A 14,429-nucleotide genomic window follows, 5' to 3' on the forward strand; every position below is an offset into this window, starting at 1 on the left:
GTTCTTGCGTAAGCCTTCGCGGGCAAGCCCGCTCCCACAGTATTCGAGGTGCACCCGTATTTTGTGTACTACAAAGAAACCTGTGGGAGCGGGCTTGCCCGCGAAGAGGCCGGTACAGGCAATATCCCTTCCCCCGAAATAATGCCAAACAGAAAATTTGAGACTACTTTGTAGGATTCTGAGACATCCTGGCGTTTGGTGATCGGGGAGCTGGCACGTATGATGCTTCACAAACTTCCGCAGATTAGAAGCCTATGTCCCTGATAGTTCTACTGCTTCTGCCTTTTATCGGCAGCTGTCTGGCAGCCGTGCTGCCACACAACGCGCGTAATACCGAGTCCCTGCTGGCGGGTCTGGTCGCTCTGATCGGTACCGTCCAGGTTGCGTTGTTGTACCCGCAAATCGCCCACGGCGGCGTAATTCGTGAAGAGTTCATGTGGCTGCCCAGCCTGGGCCTGAATTTTGTCCTGCGCATGGACGGCTTTGCCTGGTTGTTCTCGATGCTCGTCCTTGGCATCGGCACCCTCGTCGCTCTATATGCCCGCTATTACATGTCGCCGGACGACCCGGTGCCGCGCTTCTTCGCGTTTTTCCTGGCGTTCATGGGCGCCATGCTCGGTCTGGTGATCTCCGGCAACCTGATCCAGATCGTGTTCTTCTGGGAGCTGACCAGCCTCTTCTCGTTCCTGTTGATCGGCTATTGGCACCACCGCGCCGACGCACGTCGCGGCGCCTACATGGCGCTGATGGTCACTGGCGCGGGCGGACTATGCCTGCTGGCGGGGGTAATGATTCTCGGCCATGTCGTCGGCAGCTATGACCTGGACAAGGTCCTGGCCGCCGGCGATCTGATTCGCGCACATGCCCTCTACCCTATTCTGCTTCCCCTCATTCTCATCGGCGCACTCAGCAAAAGCGCCCAGTTCCCCTTCCATTTCTGGCTGCCGCACGCGATGGCGGCGCCAACACCGGTTTCGGCCTATCTGCACTCGGCGACCATGGTCAAGGCCGGGGTGTTCCTGCTCGCACGCCTCTGGCCGTCGCTGTCCGGCAGTGAAGAATGGTTCTACATCGTCAGCGGCGCTGGTGCCTGTACGCTGTTGCTCGGCGCGTATTGCGCGATGTTCCAGAACGATCTCAAGGGTCTGCTGGCCTACTCGACCATCAGCCATCTGGGCCTGATCACGCTGTTGCTGGGCCTTAACAGTCCGTTGGCGGCAGTCGCGGCGGTGTTTCACATCCTCAATCACGCGACCTTCAAAGCCTCGCTGTTCATGGCGGCGGGCATCATCGACCACGAAAGCGGCACCCGCGACATCCGCAAACTCAGCGGTCTGATCAAACTGATTCCGTTCACCGCGACGCTGGCGATGGTTGCCAGTGCTTCGATGGCCGGGGTGCCGTTACTCAACGGCTTCCTGTCGAAAGAAATGTTCTTCGCCGAGACCGTATTCATCAACGCCACCGCGTGGGTCGAAGCGGCACTGCCGATTGTCGCGACCATCGCCGGTACCTTCAGCGTCGCGTATTCGCTGCGGTTCACCGTCGATGTGTTCTTCGGCCCGTCTGCTACCGATCTGCCGCACACCCCGCACGAACCGCCGCGCTGGATGCGTGCGCCGGTCGAGTTGCTGGTGTTCACTTGCCTGCTGGTGGGGATTTTCCCGGCGCAAGTGGTCGGCCCGATACTGGCTGCGGCGGCAATGCCGGTGGTCGGCGGCGAGTTGCCGGAGTACAGCCTGGCGATCTGGCACGGTCTGAATGCGCCGATGATCATGAGCCTGATCGCCATGTCCGGCGGCATCGTCCTTTATCTGCTGCTGCGTAACCAGTTCAAGCATGGCCGTTTCAAGTATCCGCCGCTGGTGGGACGCTTCAACGGCAAGCGTCTGTTCGAGCGCAGTCTGGTGGTGATGATGCGTCTGGCCCGCCGCGTAGAGCGACGGATCGGCACCAAGCGCCTGCAAGCGCAACTGTTCCTGATGGTATTGGCGGCGGTGCTCGCCGGTTTGATCCCGATGTTGCACAGCAGTCTGAGCTGGGGCGACCGGCCGAAGATCCCCGGCTCCATCGTGTTCGTGACTCTGTGGCTGCTGGCGATCGCCTGCGCCCTCGGCGCCGCGTGGCAGGCCAAGTATCACCGTCTCGCGGCCCTGACCATGGTCAGCGTTTGCGGCCTGATGACCTGCGTGACCTTCGTCTGGTTCTCGGCGCCGGATCTGGCGCTGACGCAACTGGCGGTCGAAGTCGTGACCACGGTGCTGATCCTGCTCGGCCTGCGCTGGTTGCCGCGTCGAATCGAAGAGGTTTCACCGTTGCCGAGCAGCTTGCGCAAGGCACGAGTCCGGCGTCTGCGCGACCTGCTGCTGTCGATTGCAGTCGGTGGCGGCATGGCGTTGCTGTCCTACGCCATGCTCACTCGGCAAACACCGAACGACATTTCTTCGTTCTACCTCAGCCGGGCCATGCCCGAAGGCGGCGGCAGCAACGTGGTCAATGTGATGCTGGTGGACTTCCGTGGTTTCGACACGCTGGGTGAAATCACCGTGCTGGTCGCCGTGGCGCTGACCGTGTTTGCCCTGCTACGGCGTTTCCGCCCACCGAAAGAAAGCCTGCAACTACCGGCCCAACAGCGTCTGCTGGCACCGGACGTGGTCACCGATCTGGTCAACCCGCGTTCGGCAACGGATACCGCGCTGGGCTTCATGATGGTACCGGCGGTGCTGGTGCGACTGCTGCTGCCGATTGCGCTGGTGGTGTCGTTCTACCTGTTCATGCGCGGGCACAACCAGCCGGGTGGCGGTTTCGTCGCCGGTCTGGTGATGTCGGTGGCGTTCATCCTGCAATACATGGTCGCTGGCACTCAGTGGGTCGAAGCACAAATGAGCCTGCGGCCGCTGCGCTGGATGGGCACCGGACTGCTGTTCGCCACCGTCACCGGGCTCGGGGCAATGGCGGCGGGTTATCCGTTCCTCACCACCCACACCTGGCATTTCTCGTTGCCAGTGCTGGGTGACATCCATATCGCCAGCGCGCTGTTTTTCGACATTGGCGTGTACGCCGTCGTGGTCGGCTCGACACTGTTGATCCTCACCGCCCTCGCCCACCAATCGGTGCGAGGTCACAAGACTGCATCCCTGCCCAAATCCGTCGCCAGCAAAGGAGCCGTCTGATGGAAGAAGTCATCGCAATCGCCATCGGCGCGCTCGCCGCGTCCGGCGTGTGGCTGATCCTGCGGCCACGGACATTTCAGGTGGTCATGGGCCTGTGCCTGCTGTCCTACGGCGTCAACCTGTTCATCTTCAGCATGGGCAGCCTGTTCATCGGCAAGGAGCCGGTGATCAAGGACGGCGTCACCCAGGATCTGCTGCATTACACCGATCCACTGCCGCAAGCGCTGGTGCTGACCGCTATCGTTATCAGCTTCGCCATGACCGCGCTGTTTCTGGTGGTGTTGCTCGCCTCCCGGGGCCTGACCGGCACCGACCACGTTGACGGCCGGGAGCCTAAAGAATGATGGCGATGACTCACCTGATCGCCGCACCGATTCTGCTGCCGCTGCTGACCGCCGCCATCATGTTGATGCTCGGCGAGAAGCACCGGCCGCTGAAGGCCAGGATCAACCTGTTCTCCAGTCTGGTTGGCCTGTTCATTTCCGTGATGCTGCTGCAGTGGACCAATACCACCGGCGTGCCCGGTTCCATCGGCGTGTACCTGCCGGGCAACTGGCAGGCGCCGTTCGGCATCGTGCTGGTGGTGGATCGCCTGTCGGCGTTGATGCTGGTGCTGACCGGAATCATCGGCGTCAGCGCGTTACTGTTTGCGATGGCGCGCTGGGATGGCGCCGGTTCGAGCTTCCACGCGCTGTTCCAGATTCAGTTGATGGGCCTGTACGGCGCGTTCCTGACGGCGGATTTGTTCAACCTGTTCGTGTTCTTCGAAGTGCTGCTCGCCGCCTCCTATGGCCTGTTGCTGCATGGTTCGGGTCGGGCGCGGGTATCGTCGGGGCTGCATTACATCTCGATCAACTTGCTGGCATCGTCGTTGTTTTTGATCGGCGCGGCGCTGATCTATGGCGTTACCGGCACCTTGAACATGGCCGATCTGGCGCTGAAGATTCCGCTGGTGCCGGAAGCCGACCGTGGCTTGCTGCACGCCGGCGCGGGGATTCTCGCGGTGGCGTTCCTGGCCAAGGCCGGCATGTGGCCGCTGAACTTCTGGCTGGTGCCAGCCTATTCCTCGGCAAGTGCGCCGGTGGCGGCAATGTTCGCGATCATGACCAAGGTCGGCGTGTACACCTTGCTGCGCCTGTGGACGCTGCTGTTTTCCGGACAGGCCGGAGCCTCGGCGTATTTCGGTGGCGAATGGCTGATCTACGGCGGCATGGCGACCATGGCTTGCGCTGCGCTGGCGATTGTCGCCGCGCAGCGTCTGGAGCGCATGGCCGCCCTGAGCATTCTGGTGTCTGCGGGTATTCTGCTGTCGGCGGTCGGTTTCGCTCAGCCGAACCTGATTGGCGCGGCGCTGTTCTATCTGGTCAGCTCGACGTTGGCGCTGAGCGCGCTGTTCCTGCTGTCGGAGTTGATCGAGCGTTCGCGCTCGGCCAACGAGATTCCGCTGGAGGATGAAAGCGAACTGCTACCGCGCCCGCAGGAATCGCTGCAACCGCCCAAAGGCATCAACCTCGACGACGAACAGAAAGCCGTGGTCGGTCAGGTGATTCCATGGACGATGGCGTTCCTCGGCCTGAGCTTCATCGCCTGCGCCCTGCTGATCATCGGCATGCCGCCGCTGTCCGGGTTCATCGGCAAGCTCAACCTGATCAGTGCATTGCTCAATCCACTGGGCATGGGCTCGGGCGAGCCAGTATCGAACGCTGCCTGGGCGTTGCTGGCGCTGCTGATCCTGTCGGGGCTGGCCTCGTTGATGGCTTTCGCACGCATGGGCATCCAGCGCTTCTGGACGCCCGAGGAGCGCCCGTCGCCGCTGCTACGTAAACTCGAATGCGCGCCGATCTTCCTGCTGCTCGGGCTCAGCATCGCGCTGACCTTCAAGGCCGAACCGCTGATGCGTTACACCCAGGCGGCAGCTGATGCACTGAACAATCCGCAGCAATACGTAATGGCGGTGCTCGGCACCCGCTCGGTGCCAAGTCCGGAAAGCAAAGCGGCCATGCTGGAGGTGCAACCATGAAGCGATTGTTTCCTGCTCCGTGGTTGGCGTTGGCGCTGTGGATTCTGTGGCTGGTGCTGAACCTGTCGATCAGCCCGGGCAACCTGTTGCTCGGCGCGATATTGGGTTTCTGCGCCCCACTGATGATGCGCAAGCTGCGTCCGAAACAAGTACGCGTGCGCCGGCCGTTGACGATCCTGCGGCTGTTCTTCCTCGTTGGTCGCGACGTGATCGCCTCCAACCTGATCGTGGCCTGGGGCGTGCTCAACGCCGGTCGTCGCCCACCGCGCTCGCGTTTTGTCAAAGTGCCGCTGGACCTGCGCGAAGCCCACGGCCTCGCGGCGTTATCGATGATCTGCACGGTGGTGCCCGGCACGGTGTGGTCGGAACTGGCGCTGGATCGCAGCATTTTATTACTGCACGTTTGGGATCTGGAAGACGAGGCGCAATTCATCGAGCACTTCAAGACGACTTATGAGCGACCGTTGATGGAGATTTTCGAATGAGCCCATTACTGTCGAACGCGATCCTGCTGACGCTGTTCCTGTTTTCGATGGCCATGGTGCTCACCCTGATCCGCCTGTTCAAAGGGCCGTCGGCGCAGGATCGGGTACTGGCGCTGGACTATCTGTACATCGTCGCGATGCTGATGATGCTGACGCTGGGCATTCGTTATTCCAGTGACACTTACTTCGAGGCGGCGCTGTTGATCGCGCTGTTCGGCTTCGTCGGCTCGTTTGCCCTGGCGAAATTCCTGCTGCGTGGCGAGGTGATCGAATGAACGAACAACTGTCTCTGTGGGTGGAAATCCCGGTGGCGATTCTTCTGGTCCTCAGCGGCGTGTTTGCGCTGATCGGCGCAATCGGCATGTTGCGAATGAAGGATTACTTTCAGCGCATGCACCCACCAGCATTGGCCTCGACCATCGGCGCGTGGTGCGTGGCGTTGGCGTCGATCATCTGCTTTTCGGCGCTCAAGTCCGGGCCGGTGCTGCATGCGTGGCTGATTCCGATTCTGCTGGCGATCACGGTTCCGGTGACCACCCTGCTGCTGGCGCGGGCGGCGTTGTTCCGTAAGCGTATGGCTGGGGATGATGTGCCGGCTGAGGTGAGTAGTCGTCGTACTGAAAGCGGTAGCTGATCCGCAATTTTCGGTGTCTGAGCGGGCCTCTTCGCGGGCAAGCCCGCTCCCACAGGGTTTTCGGTGAAGCTGGCTTTTGTGCACACCATCAATCACTGTGGGAGCGGGCTTGCCCGCGAAGAGGCCGGTCTGATCAACAGATAATCCAGATCAGCCTCAAACCCACGCCACTGCCAATAACCCCGCCCCCAGCACTACACACAACGGCGAATACGCCCAGGTATCAAGCCGCGCAAACCGCGAGCCTTTGATCTCCTTGAAAAACCCCACCAGATTCGAATCGCCAATCGCCCGCGCAAACATCAACAACGCAATCGCACTGATCAGCCATTGCAGCGACCAGTGATGCACCGCCGGCAGCCACCATCCCACCCGCAGACACACCAGAACCGCAATCACCAACAAAGCAGCCGCCACCAGAAACGTAATCCAGCCCCGTGGCTTGAACGCCGGTCGCAGCTTCAAACCTGAGCCATCCACCGGGATTTGCGGCACAACCGCTGCCGCCGCCCACTGCCCACCCAACGCCCAATACACATGTACCAGACTGATTGCCGCAAATATCGTCACCAGCCATTGAGCCAACGCAAAGGTCATGGTCGAGAATCCTTGAAAGGGATCTGAACAAAACATCCTAGTCGGCATTTTTTGAAGTGCACGACCGATCGGCGGTGGGTTAAAGTGCCGCCCCATGAAATTCAACCGTTCCGATCGCTCACTGCTGGCCTGGATGCTCTATTGCTGCGTCCTGTTCAACGTGTTCGCCTGCAGCATCGGTCACGGACAAATGGTCGGGATGCAGCTCAACGGCATCGGCGGTCAGTTCTGCGCGGTAGACCCTGCAACCCAGGCGCCGCAAACCACCAATCCATCCGAAGAAAAACTGCCGACCCTGGCCAAGGCCTTCGGCTGTCCGCTGTGCTCCACTGGCGGCATGGGCCCGGCGTTCAACTCTAGCCTGACGCTGGCGATCCTGCCGGAACAACACAGCCCGCCGCTGGCACCCATCATCAGCGCCGACCTCCCTGCCCGCTTCACCTGGCCGTCAGCCAACCCCCGCGCCCCACCGCTCGCCTGAGTGTCTTTGCCTTTTTCTGTTCAGCCCACTGCGCCAACGCGCCGCGTTTGTCTGTGCGCTGATTCCTAGACGAGCATTCAGGATTCATTGATGAAAAATCTTACTTTGCTGGCGAGCCTGTGCGGCTGCCTGTCCGTTAACGCCTGGGCACAATCGACTGTCGATCTGGCCCCGATCACCATTGATGGCGAAGCCGGCAACGAGCCGGGACTAAGCCTCGACCAATCGAGCGGCATGGCCTCACGCCTTGGCCTGAGCGTACGCGACACACCGGCCTCTGTGGCCATCGCCAATCGCAACGACATCGAACGTCACGGCGCGCAGAACTTCCAGGACGCCGCCAATACCCTGCCCGGCGTTAACTCCAGCGCACCACCGGGATTCGGCGGCTTTGTCTCCTATCGTGGATTCACCAGCAGTCAGATCACCCAGATGTTCAACGGCATCAACGTCTCCGGCGGCCTCGCCCGTCCGGTGGATTCGTGGATCTATGATCGGGTGGAACTGGTCGGCGGCCCGTCGTCATTGATCAACGGCGCCGGCTCGGTGGGCGGCTCGCTGAACTATGTGACCAAACTGGCGACCCGCGACGAACAAGCGCTGGAAGGCCGAGTCAGCTACGGCACTTACGACACCACGGAAACCGCGTTCGGCCTCAACCACGCGCTCACCGAGCCCGGCGCCGACGTGCAGCACTACGCGCGGCTGGACGTCAGTCACAACACCAGCAACGGCTACATTGATCGTCAGGAACGCGATGCGTGGAGCGTGGCGTTCTCGCTGCTCAGCGATCTGACGCCGAACCTGTCGCACACCCTGGCGCTGGAATATCAGGACGAGCACGAAGACAGCCCGTACTGGGGCACGCCGGTGCTCAACCCCAAGGCCGGCGAGTTGAAGATCGACAAGCACAATCGTTTCAACAACTACAACGTCGAGGACGGACGCTACGAGCAGCGCACGATCTGGGTACGCTCGATCATCGACTACCGGATCAACGACAGCACCACCCTGCGCAACACGCTGTATCACCTCGACAGTCAGCGCGATTACCGCAACCTGGAAACCTATCAATACAACGCCGACAACAGCGCAGTGAACCGCTCCACGGCCTATCAGGTGCGCCATCAGGGTGAGCAGAACGGCAACCAGTTCGAACTGCGTCACGACAATACGCTGTTCGGTCTGGCCACCACCTGGTCGGGCGGCTTCGAGTACAAGGTCAACCAGACCACCAACTCGCCGCTCAACGTCAAAGGTACGAACACTGTCGATCCGAACAACTATCGCCCGGGGCATTTCTACGACATCCCCGGCACTAAACCGGGCTTCGTCAGCGACAAGACCAACGAAGTCACCACCAAAGCGCTGTTCGCCGAAAACCGTCTGGCCCTGACCGACAAACTCGCCCTGCTCACCGGCCTGCGCTACGACGATATCGACCTCGACGTGACCAACCATCGCACGGTGACCGCCAGCAATCCTCGCCATCTCAAACGCAGTTGGGAACCGCTGACCGGCCGGGTTGGCCTGACCTATCAGTTCATTCCTTCAGCCAACGTCTATGTGCAATACAGCACCGCCGCCGAACAGCCGAACGGCACGCAGGACTTCGATGTTTCGACCGGCAAACAATGGGAAATCGGTAGCAAGTTCGACTACCTGAACGGCCGAGGTTCGGCGACGGTTGCGGCGTACACCATCGAGCGCAAGGACTTCGCGGTCACCGATCCACTGGACCCGACCAGCAGCATCCCGGTGGGACAGCAAACGTCGAAAGGCATCGAGATTGCCAGCTCGTTGCGGATCACCGACAAGTTGCTGGCCGAAGGTAACTTCGCTTGGGTCGATGCGCAGTACGACGAGTTCAACGAGAAGAATGCCGCTGGCGTGGTTGTATCGCGCAAGGGCAACACGCCGACCAACGTCCCGGACCGCGTCGGCAACCTGTGGCTGACCTATGACTTTTCTTCGCAATGGCAAGGTGGCGTCGATGCCCGCTACGTGGCCTCGGTGTTTGCCGACAATGCCAACACCATGACGGTGCCGTCCTACACGCTGTTCGGCAGTTTCCTCAGCTACAAGGTCGACTCGCACACCACCGTCACCGGTCGCGTGCGTAACCTGACCAACGAGGTGTATGCCGAGTTTGCGCATGTGTCACCGGCGTACTACCTCGGTACGCCGCGCACCTTCGAATTGGCAGTACAAACCCGGTTCTAAAAGCATCGCGAGCAGGCTCACTCCCACATTGGAATGCGTTCCCCTGTGGGAGCGAGCTTGCTCGCGAATAGGCCAGCCGAAACACCGTCTATTTCAGATCAGCCAAAACCTTGTCCGCCACATCCTTGGACAACCACGCCTGCCACACATCCGGATGCGCCTTCATGAAGGCTTGCGCCGCATCCCGAGGCGCGGTGTGCTTCTCGCTCATTTCGGCTAATGCCTTGTTCAGCGCATCAATCGGAAAATCCACTTTACTGAAAAACGCCACGATTTCCGGATGCTCTTTCTGGAACGGCGTAGACACGCCAATCGACAGTTTCGACGCCAGCGAACGGGTTGGTTTCGGATTGGGATTGTCAGCGTCGGTCAGGGTCTTCCACGCTTCGGCATCGAACGGCGGCTCTTGCAGCTGAACCAGTTTGAACTTGCCGAGCAACGGCGTCGGCGACCAGTAGTAGAACAGCACCGGCTTGCCGCGACGGATCGATGAAGTGATTTCGGCATCCAGCGCCGCCCCTGAACCACTACGGAAGTTGGTGTAGTCATCCTGCAAGCCGTAAGCCGTCAGTTTCTGCTTGTTGACCACTTCTGAAGTCCAGCCAATCGGACTGTTGAGGAAGCGCCCCTTGCTCGGACTTTCCGGGTCCTTGAACACGTCCTTGTATTTCGCCAGATCAGTGACACTGCGCAGGTCGGGCGCCAGCGGTTTGATGCCCTTGGCTGGATCGCCCTTGATCACGTATTCCGGCACCCACCAGCCCTCGGTGGCGCCCTTGACCGTGTCGCCTAGGCTGACGACCTTGCCTTCGGCTTCTGCCTTGACCCACACCGGACTACGACCGGCCCACTCCTCGCCAATGACCTGAATGTCATTGTTGGCCAGTGCGGTCTCCAAAGTGATGGTAGTCCCGGGCAATGTGTCGGTCGGCAGGCCATAGCCCTTCTCGACGATGATCCGCAAAACCTCGCTGATCAGGCTGCCGCTTTCCCAGTTCAGGTCGGCAAAATGGATCGGCGCTGGCGCAGCGTTGACCGCCGACGCCGACGTCAACAAGCCGAATGTGGCAAGACTGGCGGCAACAAGCCGTTGAAATCCGTTCATGCATTGCACCTCGTGCGGTTCACAGCAATGGCAGGATGGCCTACAGAAGACCGGCAAGCCTCTGAATACTTAAGTCATCTGACTGTAGTAGAGGTTCCTGCTTTTTAAGCGTGATACGAGGTGCGGGGACTACTTTTCAGAAATTTCCTGCAAGCGTTGCAGCTCTCGTCTGACCATCCCGGCGTATTCCGCAGGGCGCAACGAGTAGATCTCGGACGCAACCCACCCCAGCCAGGCGCCCTGCATCTGCGCCTTGGCGGCGAACAGACGCTGTGCTTCCTCAAGAGCCTGGTCGAGGTTCTGCGAGTGGAAATCGGCGCGACTCACGCCGCTCACTCGCTGGCTTTGAAAGTGATCAACTCGCCCTTGCGCCATTTCGCGGCTTTACCGGTAACAGCCTTGAGGGTCTTGGTCAGGCCTTCCTGCAATTGTTGGTGCGCGGCAAATACCGTCACCACGCTGTGGCCTTCCTTGAACAGAATGGCTTCGCCGTCCGCCGTGGTGACAAAGGCGTAATCGCCCAGACCGTAAACGGTCAATTTGATCTCGCGGAAACGAATATCCATTTTTCCGCCTTCGCGACTCGGCAGGACCGAGGCGCTGAAGTGATCGCCGACCTTGAGTTTGAGCCCGGGTTTGTCATCGACCACCAAAGCACTTTCGGTGTCGATTTCGGCAACATAAATGCCTTCGGCATTCTGCTCGGTGATGTAAACGAAACGCGATTGAAACAGCTTGACCAGCTTTGCGCGCAAATCACCCAGCACGAACAAAGCATGCATATCGAGATTACTGACTGCCAAAGAACCATCCCCACATCTGAAAAAAGCCGTACACGGAAAACGCGCACGGCATAAAAAACGGCCAGGCCGATGGTGTTGCCGAATGACTCAAGTAAAAGCCTGAATTGAGCAGAGCGCTCAATCGTCGCGAGGTTCGTAAGACTACTGGAAAGTCACTCGCGAAACTTGCCTCAATGTTCGCCAAACCTTGAAGGAAAAATCGTCAATGAAGACCAAAGAAGGCTGACTACAAACTTTAAGGAAAAAACTGACGAAAAAAAGCCCTTTTCCGACATATCGCACGTAAAAAATTGCTTTAGATAAGCACCTGTCGCCAACAGGTATTGGCGATTCTAGAGCAGCGCTGCTCCTCACGACTACCCGAACCGACCAGTAAATGTCGGCTAACCCATGAAAAGGACTTCATATGTGCACTCTTACTCACTTTGTACCGTCCACCGATTTGCGCATCAAGCCCACTGACATACTGCATGTCGCGGCTTTGCAGGTGTCGTCTGCAATGGAACCGGGCATGGCGGCACCACGCTTTCGTGTAGTACCGGCCGGTACCGCGTTCTTTCACATAAAAGAATCATCCACCGGCCGCGTAAGAGGTTTCCGCGAAGATCATAACGAAGCCTGCGCCCTCGCCCGTTCTCTTGAAATGCGAATCGAACTCCTGAGCGGCGACCGCCTCAGATAAAAGAATGATCGACCACTTTCAAGGAGCACACGATGGAACTGCCTGCATTTGATCTGAAAACCCTGTTCGAACAACTGGGGCTGCCTGCGGAAGGTACGGCAATCGATGACTTCATCGAAGCGCATCCGCTGGATGCCAATACCAAGCTGATCGATGCCGAATTCTGGACGCCGTCCCAGGCACAGCTACTCAAAGAGTGGCTACGCGCTGATGGCGAGGAAGCGATTCTGGTCGATGAACTGAACGTACGCCTGCACGACGGCCGTTGAAAACAGTCAGTGCAGGCTGCCCATGTGCTCAGTCTCCAATTGCGCGAGCCAGGCAGCCCTGCACTCTTCCGCCTCGTCCCGGCTGGCGAACGCGGTGCCGCGCCGCTCGCCGTTGAGCAATACAACCCAACACACGCTTTGCCCCATCGCGCGCAATCCGGCGGGCACGCCGCTGCCAATCATCACCGCAACATCGACTCTGCTCTGCATGTTGACCTCCGAAATTAATTAGCAGCCTAACTATATCGGCATGTTAATGACTTCGACGCAGCAGAAACAGCAACCACGATGCACAGCTCAGTTACAGATGCGGTAACAATGATCAGCGCGGACTCTCGGGTTTGTAACCCAACCGCAATCCACCCCAGTGCCGGCCCTTGAGCATGATCGGCACCGACAGGTCATGCATTAGCTCACCGGTGTCGCGGGTGTAAGTCTGCAGCAGTACCGGTTGTTGATGGCTGCCACAGCGAATTCCAGTGCGGTCGGCGAACTTGCGTTTGGTGCGATTGCCCACCGCGTCCACTTGAACATCGCCAGTCAACGGCTGACAGAACGCCTGATTGTGCGTCGGCACATAACCTTGCTGCGTGCAGGCGATGGCGAACACCAATCCTTCGTGACGCGGCAATAAAGGCTCCTGAATCGCCGGCAACACCTGATCGGTGTAGCGGTCAAAACGCGTTTGAAACTTCGCCGGTTGCGTGCCGGAAATCGGCTGATATTGGCGGTCGAACAAATCTTCGAGGCTGATCCGCCCCTGCTCGACATCGGCCTCGAAACGCGCGGCGATCTGACTCGCTCCCTCACGCGCCAGGTCGTAGATACGCTGGTGGTAATCATCCAGACCGACTTCGGCCAGACGTTCGCTGATGGTTTCTGCCTGGCCTTCCATCTGCACTGCCGCTTCGGCCAGACGTCGCGTCTGCTGGTCGCTGATCGCCAGATCGCTGCGCATCTGCTCGATGGCCTTGAACAGGCTGTCGAGTTGCTCGCGATTGGTCTGCGCGCCACGGGCGATCTCACCGACCTGACTTTCCACGCCCGCCGCCAACCGGGCGATGTTCTCCAGATGCTGACCGGTATGCTCGACCTGCTCGACGCCGCTTTGCAGGTCGCCCGACAGTTCGCGGATTTGCTCCACCACTTGCGCGGTGCGCTGCTGAATATCTGCGACCATCTCGCCCACTTCGCCGGTGGCCGACGCCGTACGCGCTGCCAGACCGCGCACCTCATCCGCCACTACCGCAAAACCACGGCCATGCTCACCGGCCCGGGCCGCTTCGATTGCCGCGTTCAAGGCAAGCAGATTGGTCTGGCTGGCGATGGACTGAATCACCAGCGTCACGCGCTGAATGTCGTCACTACGCTGGCTCAGGGCTTCGATCAGTTCCCGGCTGGCATTGGCGCGTTGACTGAGCTGATGCATGCGTGAAATCGAATCGATCAGTTCAGTTCGGCCCGCCGCGCTGCTGTGATGAGCCTCGCTGGCAGCCTCAAGTGCTTCGCGACTGAGCTGCGAGGTGGCCTGTTCAGTGGTGATCATGACTTCAGCGTTGCTGACGATCCGCGCTGCCGCGTCGAGTTGCGATTGCAGCTTGCTGGCGAGTTCCTTGACGGAAAAGGCTACGCCGGCAGCCGACAAGGCGTTGTGACTGGTGGTGTAGGAAAGGTCGCGAGTCAGTTCGGACATGGCATTGCCGGATTCGGCAGGCTGCACATCGGGTGTCGCACGGGAACGCAGGCGCGGCAGCCAGACAATCAGCACCGCCAACGGCATGCCAACGTATAACGACCATCCACCCAGCGTCATACCGGCTAACAGCAGCATCAGGGCGATGCTCTGCAAGGTCGGCGAAAGCCAGCGGTTTTTCGGCAAAAGCACTGGTGCAGGCAAAGCCCCAACCAGAGATCCATCTCTCGTCATATCAACACCCCACGCTTGTTCTCATTATTG

At 59.8% G+C, this 14,429-nt stretch carries 16 protein-coding genes; 10 read left to right on the forward strand and 6 right to left on the reverse strand.

The genetic code is table 11. The features are described 5' to 3' along the window. Positions 1–254: 254 nt before the first annotated feature. Genes ACTWLJ_RS24000 through ACTWLJ_RS24025 form a run of 6 tightly spaced genes read left to right on the forward strand, consistent with a single transcriptional unit; the run spans position 255 to position 6,312 of the window. Complete coding sequence (locus ACTWLJ_RS24000) at positions 255–3,173, forward strand: monovalent cation/H+ antiporter subunit A (protein ID WP_445178731.1); 2,919 nt, start codon at positions 255–257, stop codon at positions 3,171–3,173. Continuing rightward, the gene (locus tag ACTWLJ_RS24005; protein WP_339450172.1) at positions 3,173–3,517 is read left to right on the forward strand and encodes a Na+/H+ antiporter subunit C; all 345 of its coding nucleotides are present in this window, start codon (positions 3,173–3,175) and stop codon (positions 3,515–3,517) included. The genes ACTWLJ_RS24000 and ACTWLJ_RS24005 overlap by 1 nt, the downstream gene beginning before the upstream one ends. Beyond that, on the forward strand, positions 3,514–5,193 hold the full coding sequence (locus ACTWLJ_RS24010) for a monovalent cation/H+ antiporter subunit D (protein ID WP_445178732.1): 1,680 nt from the start codon (positions 3,514–3,516) through the stop codon (positions 5,191–5,193). The genes ACTWLJ_RS24005 and ACTWLJ_RS24010 overlap by 4 nt, the downstream gene beginning before the upstream one ends. Beyond that, positions 5,190–5,678: a Na+/H+ antiporter subunit E gene (locus tag ACTWLJ_RS24015; RefSeq protein WP_445178733.1), complete on the forward strand. Its 489-nt coding sequence runs from the start codon at positions 5,190–5,192 to the stop codon at positions 5,676–5,678. The genes ACTWLJ_RS24010 and ACTWLJ_RS24015 overlap by 4 nt, the downstream gene beginning before the upstream one ends. Continuing rightward, positions 5,675–5,953: a K+/H+ antiporter subunit F gene (locus ACTWLJ_RS24020; protein ID WP_401210340.1), complete on the forward strand. Its 279-nt coding sequence runs from the start codon at positions 5,675–5,677 to the stop codon at positions 5,951–5,953. The genes ACTWLJ_RS24015 and ACTWLJ_RS24020 overlap by 4 nt, the downstream gene beginning before the upstream one ends. After that, positions 5,950–6,312, forward strand: coding sequence for a Na+/H+ antiporter subunit G (locus ACTWLJ_RS24025; protein WP_445178734.1), 363 nt, complete (start codon positions 5,950–5,952; stop codon positions 6,310–6,312). Before ACTWLJ_RS24020 ends, ACTWLJ_RS24025 begins: the two co-directional genes overlap by 4 nt. 156 nt (positions 6,313–6,468) lie before the next feature. On the opposite strand, the gene ACTWLJ_RS24030 is transcribed toward ACTWLJ_RS24025, so the two are convergent. Then, positions 6,469–6,909: a DUF3995 domain-containing protein gene (locus ACTWLJ_RS24030; RefSeq protein ID WP_445178735.1), complete on the reverse strand. Its 441-nt coding sequence runs from the start codon at positions 6,907–6,909 to the stop codon at positions 6,469–6,471. A gap of 94 nt (positions 6,910–7,003) precedes the next feature. Here ACTWLJ_RS24030 and ACTWLJ_RS24035 point away from each other — a divergent pair, with 94 nt between their 5' ends. Both ACTWLJ_RS24035 and ACTWLJ_RS24040 read left to right on the forward strand, forming a co-directional pair. Next, positions 7,004–7,390 (forward strand): DUF2946 domain-containing protein, encoded by a 387-nt coding sequence (locus ACTWLJ_RS24035; protein WP_445178736.1) that lies wholly within the window; start codon positions 7,004–7,006, stop codon positions 7,388–7,390. Positions 7,391–7,480: 90 nt separating this feature from the next. Continuing rightward, complete coding sequence (locus tag ACTWLJ_RS24040; RefSeq protein WP_445178737.1) at positions 7,481–9,613, forward strand: TonB-dependent receptor; 2,133 nt, start codon at positions 7,481–7,483, stop codon at positions 9,611–9,613. 88 nt (positions 9,614–9,701) lie between these two features. Here ACTWLJ_RS24040 and ACTWLJ_RS24045 read toward each other — a convergent pair whose 3' ends face one another. The 3 genes from ACTWLJ_RS24045 to ACTWLJ_RS24055 form a co-directional block, all read right to left on the reverse strand. Next, on the reverse strand, positions 9,702–10,718 hold the full coding sequence (locus ACTWLJ_RS24045; RefSeq protein WP_445178738.1) for an ABC transporter substrate-binding protein: 1,017 nt from the start codon (positions 10,716–10,718) through the stop codon (positions 9,702–9,704). A gap of 129 nt (positions 10,719–10,847) precedes the next feature. Continuing rightward, on the reverse strand, positions 10,848–11,045 hold the full coding sequence (locus tag ACTWLJ_RS24050) for a hypothetical protein (protein WP_401210323.1): 198 nt from the start codon (positions 11,043–11,045) through the stop codon (positions 10,848–10,850). Positions 11,046–11,050: 5 nt separating this feature from the next. Further along, on the reverse strand, positions 11,051–11,500 hold the full coding sequence (locus ACTWLJ_RS24055; protein ID WP_401210426.1) for a hypothetical protein: 450 nt from the start codon (positions 11,498–11,500) through the stop codon (positions 11,051–11,053). 427 nt (positions 11,501–11,927) lie between these two features. On the opposite strand from ACTWLJ_RS24055, the gene ACTWLJ_RS24060 reads away from it, so the two are divergent. Both ACTWLJ_RS24060 and ACTWLJ_RS24065 read left to right on the forward strand, forming a co-directional pair. Then, complete coding sequence (locus ACTWLJ_RS24060; RefSeq protein WP_401210320.1) at positions 11,928–12,203, forward strand: hypothetical protein; 276 nt, start codon at positions 11,928–11,930, stop codon at positions 12,201–12,203. Between the two features lie 32 nt (positions 12,204–12,235). Further along, positions 12,236–12,472, forward strand: coding sequence for a DUF2789 family protein (locus tag ACTWLJ_RS24065; RefSeq protein WP_445178739.1), 237 nt, complete (start codon positions 12,236–12,238; stop codon positions 12,470–12,472). Positions 12,473–12,478: 6 nt separating this feature from the next. On the opposite strand, the gene ACTWLJ_RS24070 is transcribed toward ACTWLJ_RS24065, so the two are convergent. Next, a complete protein-coding gene (locus ACTWLJ_RS24070; RefSeq protein ID WP_401210315.1) occupies positions 12,479–12,682 on the reverse strand; it encodes a hypothetical protein in 204 nt (67 codons plus the stop codon). Positions 12,683–12,794: 112 nt separating this feature from the next. Further along, complete coding sequence (locus ACTWLJ_RS24075; protein ID WP_445178740.1) at positions 12,795–14,399, reverse strand: methyl-accepting chemotaxis protein; 1,605 nt, start codon at positions 14,397–14,399, stop codon at positions 12,795–12,797. Positions 14,400–14,429: the final 30 nt, after the last annotated feature.

This window comes from Pseudomonas sp. McL0111 (assembly GCF_052567255.1).

Bases quoted from the DNA above. Each gene is read 5' to 3' on its own strand.
- ACTWLJ_RS24000 (WP_445178731.1), top strand. From the start codon at position 255: ATGTCCCTGATAGTTCTACTGCTTCTGCCTTTTATCGGCAGCTGTCTG.
- ACTWLJ_RS24005 (WP_339450172.1), top strand. From the start codon at position 3,173: ATGGAAGAAGTCATCGCAATCGCCATCGGCGCGCTCGCCGCGTCCGGC.
- ACTWLJ_RS24010 (WP_445178732.1), top strand. From the start codon at position 3,514: ATGATGGCGATGACTCACCTGATCGCCGCACCGATTCTGCTGCCGCTG.
- ACTWLJ_RS24015 (WP_445178733.1), top strand. From the start codon at position 5,190: ATGAAGCGATTGTTTCCTGCTCCGTGGTTGGCGTTGGCGCTGTGGATT.
- ACTWLJ_RS24020 (WP_401210340.1), top strand. From the start codon at position 5,675: ATGAGCCCATTACTGTCGAACGCGATCCTGCTGACGCTGTTCCTGTTT.
- ACTWLJ_RS24025 (WP_445178734.1), top strand. From the start codon at position 5,950: ATGAACGAACAACTGTCTCTGTGGGTGGAAATCCCGGTGGCGATTCTT.
- ACTWLJ_RS24030 (WP_445178735.1), bottom strand. From the start codon at position 6,909: ATGACCTTTGCGTTGGCTCAATGGCTGGTGACGATATTTGCGGCAATC.
- ACTWLJ_RS24035 (WP_445178736.1), top strand. From the start codon at position 7,004: ATGAAATTCAACCGTTCCGATCGCTCACTGCTGGCCTGGATGCTCTAT.
- ACTWLJ_RS24040 (WP_445178737.1), top strand. From the start codon at position 7,481: ATGAAAAATCTTACTTTGCTGGCGAGCCTGTGCGGCTGCCTGTCCGTT.
- ACTWLJ_RS24045 (WP_445178738.1), bottom strand. From the start codon at position 10,718: ATGAACGGATTTCAACGGCTTGTTGCCGCCAGTCTTGCCACATTCGGC.
- ACTWLJ_RS24055 (WP_401210426.1), bottom strand. From the start codon at position 11,500: ATGCATGCTTTGTTCGTGCTGGGTGATTTGCGCGCAAAGCTGGTCAAG.
- ACTWLJ_RS24060 (WP_401210320.1), top strand. From the start codon at position 11,928: ATGTGCACTCTTACTCACTTTGTACCGTCCACCGATTTGCGCATCAAG.
- ACTWLJ_RS24065 (WP_445178739.1), top strand. From the start codon at position 12,236: ATGGAACTGCCTGCATTTGATCTGAAAACCCTGTTCGAACAACTGGGG.
- ACTWLJ_RS24070 (WP_401210315.1), bottom strand. From the start codon at position 12,682: ATGCAGAGCAGAGTCGATGTTGCGGTGATGATTGGCAGCGGCGTGCCC.
- ACTWLJ_RS24075 (WP_445178740.1), bottom strand. From the start codon at position 14,399: ATGACGAGAGATGGATCTCTGGTTGGGGCTTTGCCTGCACCAGTGCTT.